Source organism: Kordia jejudonensis, from assembly GCF_001005315.1.
Taxonomy (GTDB): domain Bacteria; phylum Bacteroidota; class Bacteroidia; order Flavobacteriales; family Flavobacteriaceae; genus Kordia; species Kordia jejudonensis.
On the sequence record NZ_LBMG01000065.1, the window covers coordinates 16,775 to 28,082 of the forward strand.

An 11,308-nucleotide genomic window follows, 5' to 3' on the forward strand; every position below is an offset into this window, starting at 1 on the left:
GATGATTCTTTTCTTTAATAAGAATGTGCTAAAATAAAAATTTTTAGTGGAAAAGAGTTGTCAAATATACAATTCCGTACATCCAACCAATGTACAACAATGTATAACCAAATGCGTACATGATAGATCGTTGTAAATGACGTTCAGTTTCCGCTCCTTTAGCAAATACCAAGCGCACAGCTCTAAAAAACACCCAATACAACATCGATAAAATTAGTGCTGCCGAAAACCAAAGTACCGTTTCTAAAACAATCAATAGAAAAATAAATACAATAGAAACGACAATCCATAAAATAACAGACATGATCATGCCGCCAATACCTTCGTCCATTTCCAAACTTAGAATATCCGTTGCAGTAAAGTTATTACTCAGTTTTTTCTTCAATTCAAAGCCTTTTAGTTTTGGAAAATTATCCTCAATCTCAATGCCTTTATACAGTCCATAAGTTAAAAATAGAAATAGCACAACAGCTATAATTCCTAGTGAAATATAAAAATTAGCTGTGATACTCCGATTGTAGTTACTTCCAAAAAAATATACTGTAATTGCCGTTACAATAATTACGATAAGTGAAACGATAAAAACCGATTTCCCTTTGAGATATGTTTTGCTAGGTTTCATAGATGAGGAAGATAGGAAAAATTAAAGCGTTAAAAAAAATCAAAGCTAAGAAGGTGATTTTTTACCAAAAGTTTCAGAACGCTACTAAAAATACATTTAGTCAAAAACTTCTCAAAAAACACTTCAGCTAGATTGATCCATTGTACAGCCTATATTTTTAAAATGTAATGTGTAAAACAAGTATTTTAGGAATCTTTTGTTGGTAGGCAATAGGAATCTATTTTTTCCTGTGCATAATGATTCCCAAATTTTTTAGCGAGCGAAAAACAGTCACATGCTTTTTCAGTTTTGTTCAACTTTACATATAACTCTCCTAAAAACATATATGCATTCAAATTTTCAAAGTTTCCTTCAATAGATTTTTCAAAATCAGGAATTGCTAGTTCATATGCTTCCATATAATAATAACAAAAACCACGTTGAAAATACAATTCACAGTTTTCTATCTCATAACCAGTTTCGTCGGAATCCTCAAAAGGATTAACGATTTCTAATAATTTTTCTTGCGTTGAAGCACTGCATATTTTCACATATTTTGACGCCAATGCTTTGGTGTAGTATTCCACTGCTTTAGCATAATTCTCTAGAACTTTATAGTTTTCTGCAATATTAAAAAGTGTCATTGTATTTTCAGGTTCCAATTCGAGTGCTTTTTCTAAATCATTAATAGCTTCTTCAAATTTGGTAAGCTTGGATTTACAAAAGGCTCTAAAAACCAATCCATCGATATAATCAGGTTGTTTGGCTAAGGCTTTACTGAGAAGTTCAATTGCTTTTTTATAATCGCCTCTTTCTTCATATACAAGCGCTTCATTATAATATGTTTCCACATTGGTAAAACCACAGGAATTCAACAAGAGAAATAAAAGGATAAAACAGCGTGTTAGATAATTCATAGGAGAAAAGATATATACGTTTTCAGTTGAAATCATCTTATTTTTAAGACTGCGGCAATACATACCAATAAACCGCAATAAAGTGAAAAATACTTCCCAATAAAACACAAACATGAAAAATAGCATGATTAAACGGAAGTTTTCGAATACTATATAATACTGCACCAACTGTATATGCCAAACCGCCCGCAAACAGCCAAAATAATCCATCACTTGCTAAGTTTGCTATTAGTGGTTTTATGGCAAAAATAATAATCCAACCCATAAGTACATACATGGCGGTGGAAAGTTTATCAAACTGTCCTGTAAAGAAAAGTTTGAGCGCAATTCCGATAACGGCAAAAGTCCAAACGGTTCCAAAAATAATCCAGCCAGTGGTGCCTTCTAAAGTAATCAATGCAAAAGGTGTGTACGTTCCTGCAATGAGCACATAAATAGCCGCATGATCAAAAATCCGTAATTTATTTCGCATTCTAGGATTGGTCGCTTTGTGGTATAATGTAGAAGCCAAATATAAAATAATGATACTCAGCCCATAAATTACAACACTTACTATGTCAATTGCTTCGCCTTTTCCTACTGCACGCAATACCAAAAGAAACAAGGCAACAATTCCTAAAACCACGCCTAAGCCATGAGAAAGGATGTTGAGTTTTTCTTCTGTGGGAGAATAATACACAGTTTTTTTTTCTAGTTCCAAAAGGTTTATTTTAAGTGATAATTCCAAAAAGAGAAATAATGCAGTAATCTGAAAAATTGGACCGACTGATTGCTATAAATTTTCAATATTTCGAAATGATATTTAATTATTAAAAGTGATAAATGACAATTTGAAACAAAGATACGTTACTTAAACTTTATGACAAGTTTTTACGCATAGAGTCATGTGATACAGAAAAGTTGTCAGATTTTCAATGTGTTAAACATTTCTTATAATTTACTTATTGGGCGTAATTTTTTTGCTTGCGATGCTTTAATTGATTAATTTATAGATTCAATCAATTAAAAATGAACATTATGGAAGAACAAAACAGTATTTTAAGCACAATTTTTACGAAAGAATTGGGCAAAGAAGAAGTATCGCAAATTATTGGTGGTTATGATCCTTGGGCTGATGATACTCCAGGAGGTTAATTGTCTGTAAAACCAAAACAAAAGCTATCTTGTAACAAGATAGCTTTTTTTATTTCAATGTTGTACGGTAATCGCGTCAACACATGTGTACGCCAATTTTATTTTGCTGTTTAATATAGTACACGAAACTTAATCGTATTTTCTATATTTTTCAGCGCTGAGGTTACTTTCTTATTATATTCTTTATCAACATCAACAATTACATATCCTACTTTGCTATCCGTTGATAAATATTGTCCTGTAACGTTCAATTCGTATTTCGCTAATACTTTATTCACTTTTGCCATAATTCCAGGCACATTTTTGTGAATATGTAAAAAACGATGTGCATTGGTTTGTCGTGGCAAACGAATATTTGGGAAATTTACCGCATCAACCGTATTTCCAGAATTTACATATGCCATAATTTTATTCGGAACAAAATCTGCAATATCACGTTGTGCTTCTTCGGTACTTCCACCAACATGTGGTGTTAAAATCATATTGTCTAATCCTTTCAATGGCGTTTCAAAAGCACCATTGGCTCTTGGTTCTACAGGATATACATCCACTGCTGCACCCGCAATTTTGTTAGATTCCATTGCTTCTTTCAATGCTTCAATATTTACCACAAAACCTCTTGATAAGTTGACTAAAATAGCGCCATCTTTCATTTGGTCAAATTGTTTCTTTCCGAAGAAATCCTTATTTGCAGCATTGTCATCTACATGTAATGAAACCACATCTGAAAGCGCTAATAATTCTTCTAGCGAATTACATCGTTGTGCATTTCCTAGCGCCAAACGATCTTCAATATCGTAATAAAACACGTTCATTCCCATGGCTTCAGCTAATACAGATAATTGCTTCCCGATATTTCCATAGCCGACAATTCCAAGCTTTTTTCCACGAACTTCGCGCGAACCTTTTGCCGTTTTATTCCACTGACCGTTGTGCAATTCGGTACTTCTAGGAAATACGCTTCGCATCAACATTATAATTTCTCCAATGGCCAATTCCACCACCGAACGCGTGTTGCTATACGGAGCATTAAAGACAACAATTCCGTTTTCTTTACACGTTTCTAAGTCAATTTGCTTGGTTCCAATACAAAAAGCACCAACAGCTAATAATTTTTTAGCGGCTTTAATAACTTTCGGCGTTACTTGCGTTTTGGAACGAATTCCCAATACGTGAATGTCTTTTATTTTCTCGATCAAATCGTCCTCAGACAAACTATGCGACAATATTTCGACACTAAAACCATCATCTGCCAAACGATCAAAAGCGTCTGAGTGAATGTTTTCGAGTAATAATATTTTAATTCTATTTTTTGGGTATGATATGTTTCTTGGCAAATCGTTTACAAACAAAAACTCATCTAAATTTGGCGTTACATGATCTGCTTTTTTTACGGCTTTATCACGTGCTACATTCTCCGTAAAGGCAAAAAATTTATCGGCTACACCAGCTTCACGCATCACGTAATCACTGTAACCATCGCCAATAACCTGAATTTCTCCGTCTAAATCTAAATCTTTCAAACATTGAATTTTTCCATTGTGTTGCGATAAAATATTTTCGGTATCAAACCCAACAATAGCTCCATCTTCATCATATTCAAAAGTATTGGCATACACACGGTTTTCAGGAATATTGTACGCTTTTACGATCGGATCAATAAATTCCTTGAAACCACAGGAAATGACATAAATATCATCTGAAAAATTTTCAAAAAAATCTTTATTATTTTCAATTGATGTCGAAACTTGTTGTCTTAAACGTTTGATAAGTTCATCCAAGTCAGATTTATGCGCATGTAACAATTTGATACGTTTCTCTAAAGATTCAGTAAAGGAAATTTCTCCGTCAATTCCTAAGTTGGTAATTTCTTGAATTTCCTCAATAATTTTGTCTTTCTTTGGATTATTTGCCAAAGTGATTTCTGCCAAAACGTCTAAGGCTTCCACACTTGTAAGTGTACTATCGAAATCGAAAATATAATTTTTCTGAGCAGTTTCCATGTCGTTAATAAATAAGTGGTAAAAATATTAAAATGATTCTATAAAAACCACGTCTTTTACATGTTTCCATTAACAATTCTAATAGTTTTGTTGATAAGCGTACCTCAAAGTTTCAAAATGAAAGCTTTTGCGTCAATCTGTAATTGTTTACAGATAAAAACAACCAAGTTGAATATGTATATTGCTAACAAATCTACTTGATTTGTGTAATGATGTAATTAAAAAAAAGCAAAATGACAAAAGAAGAGAAACAAGAAATTTACGATGATTTTTATGATAATGTAAATATGCAACCTGCCGAAATTGAAGATTGGTTAGAAACTGACAAATCAAAATCTGTAGGACAAGATAGTGGCGATGGTGAATCGATTGGGCACAAAAGTGGTCGTAAAATCATAAAAATTAAACGAACTAACAAAGCCGATTTAACAGCATCCAATTACGAACATATGAAAAAGGTAAATTCGTATATCGCGCGTCACACGGCACAAAAGCCCGATGGAGCTATTGAAGATTCTAATTGGCGATATTCGTTAAAAAATTGGGGACACGATCCGTTGAAATAATCCTAAAAAATATTCCCTTTCGTGGCAAAGTTGAAAGGGAATACTAAGTACGCTAAATCACTAAATTATGGTAGATTGACCAACGCTGATATTTCCAGAATTTATGTGTAATGTATCCACATTTTCAATAAATTCTTCGATAAAAGTTCCGACGTTTTCTGTAGAATAACCACCACGTGCATTTAAATCAGGTGTGCAAATTTCTAAATCAATGGCACGTTCTACGGCGTCTCGTACAGTTTCTGCTTCTTCCACTAATCCAAAATGATCTAGCAACATAGCGGCAGATAGGATAGAAGCAATCGGATTGGCAATGCCTTTTCCTGTAGCTTGCGGATACGATCCGTGAATAGGTTCAAATAAAGCATATTTATTTCCTATTGATGCTGACGCCAATAAACCAATGGAGCCGCCAATGACACTTGCTTCGTCCGAAATGATATCGCCAAACATATTTTCTGTCAAAACAACATCAAATTGACTTGGATTGAGTACCATTTGCATGGCAGCATTGTCTACAAATAAGAAATCTAATACAACATCAGGATATTGCGGCGCCATTTCGGTTACTATTCTTCGCCACAAACGCGATGTTTCCAATACATTTGCTTTGTCAATTAGTGTTAATTTTTTACGTCTGCTTTGTGCCGATTTGAACGCCAAATGTGCTACACGCTCAATTTCTTCTTTTGAATACGAACACAAATCGGAAGCTTCATTTCCGTCTTCACTGAGTGTTTTTTTACCAAAATAAATACCGCCAGTCAACTCGCGATAAATCATTACATCGGTATTTTTTATAATTTCTTCCTTTAAAGGAGATTTGCTTAAAAGTGAATCATACGCTTTTACAGGACGAATGTTTGCATACAAGCCTAATGATTTTCGTAAGGCAAGCAAACCTTGTTCTGGACGTACTTTTGCAGAAGGATTGTTGTCATATTTCGGATCGCCAATTGCGCCAAACAAAATAGCGTCTGCATCTAAACATAAATTTAATGTTTGTTCAGGTAAAGGTGCTCCTGTTTTGTCAATAGCAATCGCGCCAACCAACGCTTCTTCAAACGTGAAGTTGTGTTGATACTTTTCGGCAATTGCCGTTAATATTTTTATCGATTGATGTGTGACTTCAGGTCCAATTCCATCGCCCGAAAGTACTGCAATGTGTAGGTTCATAATTAATAAATATGTTGTTGTTCAAATGCTTCAATTTTGTTGAGATTGTTGACTAAAAAGTCAATATCATCATAGCCTTTTAAAAGACACATTTTTTTGTAAGGATCAATCTCAAAAGAAGTTTTAAAATCGTTTCCAATAGCAAGTGTTTGTGCTTCCAAATTGACTTCTAATTGTGTTGAAGGATCGTTTTGTATGGTTTGTAATAGTGTTTCTAAAAATGACGGCGTTACCTGAATGGGTAATACATGATTGTTGAGTGCGTTTCCTTTGAAAATGTCTGCAAAAAAGCTGGAAACAATTACATTGAATCTAAAGTCTTTTAATGCCCAAGCGGCATGTTCTCTACTAGAACCACAACCAAAATTGTGTCCTGCAACAAGTATTGAACCTGAGTATTTTTCTTGATTCAATACAAAGTCAGGATTGGGACTTCCATCTTTTTGAAAACGCCAATCTCTGAATAAATTTTCGCCAAAACCAGCACGATTTGTCGCTTTTAAAAAACGTGCAGGAATTATTTGATCGGTATCTATATTTTCAACAGGTAATGGATACGCTGTTGATGTAAATGTGTTAAATGAACTCATAGCTAATTTTTTATACTTCTTCTAAAACAGGAACGGTTACGTCTACAATTTTACCAGCAATTGCCGTTGCAGCAGCTACTAACGGACTTGCCAAAAGCGTGCGTGCGCCTTGTCCTTGTCGTCCTTCAAAGTTTCGGTTTGAAGTAGAAACGCAATATTCTCCAGCAGGAATTTTATCATCATTCATTGCTAAACATGCCGAACAACCAGGTTGACGCAGTTTGAAACCTGCTTCTTGAAATATTTTGTCTAAGCCTTCTTCTTGTATTTGTTTTACCACCAATTGCGATCCCGGTACCAACCAAGCGTTGATATTTGGTGCTTTTTGTTTTCCTTTTACATAGTTTGCGGCAACTCTGAAATCTTCAATTCGTGAGTTGGTACAACTTCCAATAAAGACATAGTTTACTTTTTGTCCTACCAATGAAGCTCCTTTTTCAAGATTCATGTAGTTGAGAGATTTTTCAAGATTACTATCATTTGCATTCGGAATATTTTCAGTGAGTTTCATTCCCATGCCTGGATTTGTTCCAAAAGTGATCATCGGCATAATGTCGGAAGCATCAAAAGTGTATTCTGTGTCGAATCTCGCGGAAGCGTCCGTTTTCAAAGTTTTCCAATACGCAACTTTTGTATCAAAATCAGCACCTTTTGGCGCAAACTTTTTTCCTTTTACGTATGCAAATGTAGTTTCGTCAGGAGCAATCATGCCGCCACGCGCGCCCATTTCGATACTCATGTTACAAACTGTCATACGCCCTTCCATAGACATGTTTTCGAACACATCGCCTGCAAATTCTATGAAATGTTCTGTGCCGCTATCGGTTCCAAGTTTTGATATGATATACAGTATGACATCTTTTGGCAATACATTTTCATGTAAATTACCATTAACCGTAATGCGCATCTTTTTTGGCTTTTTGAGCAATAGTGATTGACTTGCAAAAACTTGCGCTACTTGACTGGTTCCAATTCCGAAAGCAATAGCACCAAAAGCGCCATGTGTGGACGTGTGACTGTCTCCACAAACCAACGTCATACCTGGTTGTGTGATGCCCAATTCTGGTGCCATTACGTGTACAATTCCGTTATATTGATGACCTAGCGCATATAATTCAATTCCATGAGCATCGCAGTTTTGTTGTAGTTGTTGTAGTTGATTGCGCGATAACTCGTCTTTTACTGGCAAATGTTGATTTTCTGTTGGTGTGTTATGATCAGCAGTTGCCACAATTTGCTTTGGTCGAAATATAGGAATGTTTCGGTTTTTCAATTCATTAAACGCTTGCGGACTCGTTACTTCATGAATTAAATGTTTGTCTATGTATAATATTTGTGGTCCGTTGGGAATGCTGTCTACGACGTGTGTGTCCCAAACTTTATCGAATAATGTTTTTGCCATAACTTATGCGTACATTCTTTTAGAAACCGTACTTGTTTTTATAATGTGATGAATATCAGTATCTGTAACTTCTTTGTGCTTGTCAGCAAAATGTAAAAAGTCAGCATATACCGTATCTAATTCTCTTTTGGTTAAATCGTAGCCTACATTTTTAGCTCTGTATGCTAAGGCAGCTCTACCGCTTCGGGCAGTTAATACAATGGCAGAAGTAGCAGCGCCAACATCTTTCGGATTCATGATTTCGTAGGTTTCTCTGTTTTTTATGACACCATCTTGATGAATTCCCGAACTGTGCGCAAAGGCATTTGTTCCTACGATTGCTTTGTTGGGTTGTACAGGCATTCCCATCGTATCAGAAACCAATTGGCTCATTTGCGTTAGCATTCTAGAATTTATATTGGTGTTGAGTGATAAATCGGGATGTTGTTTTAAAATCATGGTAACTTCTTCTAGCGAAGTATTTCCTGCGCGTTCGCCTATACCGTTAATAGTACATTCTACTTGTCGTGCACCATTTAAAACTCCTGCGATGGAATTGGCTGTTGCCAGACCTAAATCATTATGACAATGACAGGAAAGTATCGCATTGTTGATTCCTGTTACGTTTTCTTTAAGGTATTTTATTTTTGCGCCATATTCGTCTGGCAAACAATATCCTGTTGTATCTGGAATGTTTAGTACCGTTGCGCCAGCTTTGATGACTGCTTCACAAACTCTCGCTAAGAATTCATTGTCACTTCTTCCAGCATCTTCAGCGTAGAATTCTACATCTTCCACAAATGTTTTGGCATAACGTACAGCAGCAACGGCGCGTTCAATAATTTGCTCGGGCGTTGCTTTAAATTTGTATTTCATGTGTGATTCAGACGTTCCGATTCCGGTGTGGATTCGTGGTCGTTTTGCGTAGGTTAGTGCTTCTGCGGCAACTTTTATATCATTTTTTACGGCTCTAGTGAGTCCGCAAACGGTAGCATTTTTTACTAGTTTTGCAATTTCTTGCACGGATTGGAAATCTCCTGGACTTGATACGGGAAATCCTGCTTCAATCACATCGACACCTAAAATGTCTAATTGAGCAGCAATCATCAGCTTTTCTTCGGTGTTTAGTTTACAACCAGGAACTTGTTCGCCATCTCTCAATGTGGTATCAAAAATATAGACTCGATCTGAACTCATGTACTAAAATTTTTAGCGTTTATTTCTTTTTATCCATACGAATGTATACTTTGTGTTTTCTAAAGTGTGCGATCAGTTGTTCAATTTTACACTAGTAAAACCCTAAAAAAGTAATTTAAGATATTGTTTTTCAGTATTTTAAAAAATAAATTTTTACAATGCCAAACCAACAAAAGGAATCATTATTTGTTTTGATTAAATCGCTATCGAAATCTGAGAAGCGGCAATTTAAACTCTATGTTGGACGATTTGAAGGAAATACAAACGCAAAATTTTTAGCATTGTTTACATTTTTAGATAAAAGCAATGTGTATGATGAACAGGCCATTTTGAAGAAGAAAATTGTTACCAAACAGCAATTATCGAACTTAAAAGCAAATTTATACAAGCAGATTTTACGAAGTCTTCGCTTGAATCCTGCACAACATAATATTCGAATTACGATTCGTGAACAGCTTGATTATGCGACAATTTTGTATAATAAAGGATTGTATTCACAAAGTTTAAAATTACTCGATAAAGCTAAAATTCTCGCTTTAGAACACGAAGAAAAGAATATTGCATATGAAATTGTGGAGCTGGAAAAAATTATTGAAACGCAATATATTACCCGAAGTATTTCTACGCGTGCAGAAGAGTTGACAACGCAAGCCGCATCGTTAAGTGTTCAAAATACACTGACGAGTAAACTTTCTAATTTGTCATTGCAGTTGTATGGAATTTTATTAAAAGTTGGTTATGTAAAGAATGAAAAGGATCATGAGGAAGTCACGGAATTTTTTCACAGTCGTTTGCCTGCGTTAGATTTAAATGAACTTGGATTTCGAGAACGTTTATGGTTGTACAAAGCGCATTTGTGGTATAGTTTTTTGACACAAGATTTTTTAGCGTGTTATAAGTATGCCAATAAATGGGTCGATTTGTTTAAGGCGTATCCGAAGATGATTGAAATTAATCCTGTGTTTTATTTGAAAGGAAATCATTATTTGCTTGAATCGTTGTTTTACATTAAACACGAAGTAAAGTTTAAAGAAGTGTTGCTTCAACTGGAATATGATATTAAAAATGATGTCATTCCGCAGAACGATAATACAAGCGTATTGAGTTTTTTGTATGTGTATATGAATAAACTCAACTATCATTTTTTGACGGGAACGTTTAGCGAAGGTTTGTATTTGGTCGCTGAAGTAAATGAAAAAATTGCGGCTTTTGAGAATCGAATAGATCAGCATCACGTAATGATTTTTTATTATAAGATTGCTTCCTTGTATTTTGGAACGGGCGATAATAAGAAATGCATTGAATATTTACAGAAGATTATCAATGATAAATCGTTGAAAGTGCGAGAAGATTTGCTGTGTTTTTCACGAATTTTGAATTTGGTCGCGCATTATGAATTAGGTTTGGATTATCATTTAGAAACCCAATTGAAAAGTACGTATAAGTATTTGTTGAAGATGGACGATTTGCATGAAGTCCAAAAGGAAATGATTAAGTTTTTAAAAGGCTTGGGCGATATTTATCCGCATCAAATTAAGAATGCGTTTAAAGAATTACACGCGAAGTTGAAGCTTTTTGAGGACGATCCGTATGAACGCAGAGCCTTTTTGTATTTAGATATTTTATCGTGGTTGGAAAGTAATATTGAAAATAAACCTGTTGCTGAGATTATTCAAGCGAAAGCGAAACAATTGATTCGGTAGTTTTTTGGCCGCTTCGCTTTTTGGTCGCTTCGCTTTTTGG

The 11,308-nt window shown here is 34.9% G+C and carries 10 protein-coding genes; 2 read left to right on the top strand and 8 right to left on the bottom strand.

Annotation, left to right across the window (positions count from 1 at the left end; all coding sequences use genetic code 11):
• Nucleotides 1-43 precede the first annotated feature (43 nt).
• The 4 genes from AA089_RS21145 to serA form a co-directional block, all read right to left on the bottom strand.
• Nucleotides 44-622 (bottom strand): hypothetical protein, encoded by a 579-nt coding sequence (locus tag AA089_RS21145; protein ID WP_046759009.1) that lies wholly within the window; start codon nucleotides 620-622, stop codon nucleotides 44-46.
• A gap of 185 nt (nucleotides 623-807) precedes the next feature.
• Nucleotides 808-1,554 carry a tetratricopeptide repeat protein gene (locus tag AA089_RS21150; RefSeq protein WP_046759010.1) on the bottom strand — a complete coding sequence of 249 codons (747 nt, stop codon included), beginning with the start codon at nucleotides 1,552-1,554 and terminating at the stop codon, nucleotides 808-810.
• A 7-nt stretch (nucleotides 1,555-1,561) separates the two neighbouring features.
• Nucleotides 1,562-2,218: a PAQR family membrane homeostasis protein TrhA gene (gene trhA / locus AA089_RS21155; RefSeq protein WP_046759011.1), complete on the bottom strand. Its 657-nt coding sequence runs from the start codon at nucleotides 2,216-2,218 to the stop codon at nucleotides 1,562-1,564.
• Between the two features lie 544 nt (nucleotides 2,219-2,762).
• Nucleotides 2,763-4,655 carry a phosphoglycerate dehydrogenase gene (gene serA / locus AA089_RS21160; protein WP_046759012.1) on the bottom strand — a complete coding sequence of 631 codons (1,893 nt, stop codon included), beginning with the start codon at nucleotides 4,653-4,655 and terminating at the stop codon, nucleotides 2,763-2,765.
• Nucleotides 4,656-4,888: 233 nt separating this feature from the next.
• Here serA and AA089_RS21165 point away from each other — a divergent pair, with 233 nt between their 5' ends.
• Nucleotides 4,889-5,221, top strand: a complete 333-nt coding sequence (locus tag AA089_RS21165) for a DUF3140 domain-containing protein (RefSeq protein ID WP_046759013.1) — start codon at nucleotides 4,889-4,891, stop codon at nucleotides 5,219-5,221.
• Between the two features lie 60 nt (nucleotides 5,222-5,281).
• Here the strand turns inward: AA089_RS21165 and leuB are convergent, their stop codons facing one another.
• The 4 genes from leuB to AA089_RS21185 are packed head-to-tail and all read right to left on the bottom strand — an operon-like array spanning nucleotide 5,282 to nucleotide 9,565.
• On the bottom strand, nucleotides 5,282-6,397 hold the full coding sequence (leuB, locus tag AA089_RS21170) for a 3-isopropylmalate dehydrogenase (RefSeq protein WP_046759014.1): 1,116 nt from the start codon (nucleotides 6,395-6,397) through the stop codon (nucleotides 5,282-5,284).
• Nucleotides 6,398-6,399: 2 nt separating this feature from the next.
• Nucleotides 6,400-6,987, bottom strand: coding sequence for a 3-isopropylmalate dehydratase small subunit (gene leuD, locus AA089_RS21175; RefSeq protein ID WP_046759015.1), 588 nt, complete (start codon nucleotides 6,985-6,987; stop codon nucleotides 6,400-6,402).
• A gap of 10 nt (nucleotides 6,988-6,997) precedes the next feature.
• Nucleotides 6,998-8,389 (bottom strand): 3-isopropylmalate dehydratase large subunit, encoded by a 1,392-nt coding sequence (leuC, locus tag AA089_RS21180; RefSeq protein ID WP_046759016.1) that lies wholly within the window; start codon nucleotides 8,387-8,389, stop codon nucleotides 6,998-7,000.
• A 3-nt stretch (nucleotides 8,390-8,392) separates the two neighbouring features.
• The gene (locus AA089_RS21185; protein WP_082113416.1) at nucleotides 8,393-9,565 is read right to left on the bottom strand and encodes a 2-isopropylmalate synthase; all 1,173 of its coding nucleotides are present in this window, start codon (nucleotides 9,563-9,565) and stop codon (nucleotides 8,393-8,395) included.
• A 158-nt stretch (nucleotides 9,566-9,723) separates the two neighbouring features.
• On the opposite strand from AA089_RS21185, the gene AA089_RS21190 reads away from it, so the two are divergent.
• A complete protein-coding gene (locus AA089_RS21190) occupies nucleotides 9,724-11,268 on the top strand; it encodes a hypothetical protein (protein WP_046759017.1) in 1,545 nt (514 codons plus the stop codon).
• Nucleotides 11,269-11,308: the final 40 nt, after the last annotated feature.

Coding starts and splice junctions, on each gene's coding strand:
- AA089_RS21145 (WP_046759009.1), bottom strand. CDS start 622: ATGAAACCTAGCAAAACATATCTCAAAGGGAAATCGGTTTTTATCGTT.
- AA089_RS21150 (WP_046759010.1), bottom strand. CDS start 1,554: ATGATTTCAACTGAAAACGTATATATCTTTTCTCCTATGAATTATCTA.
- serA (WP_046759012.1), bottom strand. CDS start 4,655: ATGGAAACTGCTCAGAAAAATTATATTTTCGATTTCGATAGTACACTT.
- AA089_RS21165 (WP_046759013.1), top strand. CDS start 4,889: ATGACAAAAGAAGAGAAACAAGAAATTTACGATGATTTTTATGATAAT.
- leuB (WP_046759014.1), bottom strand. CDS start 6,397: ATGAACCTACACATTGCAGTACTTTCGGGCGATGGAATTGGACCTGAA.
- leuD (WP_046759015.1), bottom strand. CDS start 6,987: ATGAGTTCATTTAACACATTTACATCAACAGCGTATCCATTACCTGTT.
- leuC (WP_046759016.1), bottom strand. CDS start 8,389: ATGGCAAAAACATTATTCGATAAAGTTTGGGACACACACGTCGTAGAC.
- AA089_RS21185 (WP_082113416.1), bottom strand. CDS start 9,565: ATGAGTTCAGATCGAGTCTATATTTTTGATACCACATTGAGAGATGGC.
- AA089_RS21190 (WP_046759017.1), top strand. CDS start 9,724: ATGCCAAACCAACAAAAGGAATCATTATTTGTTTTGATTAAATCGCTA.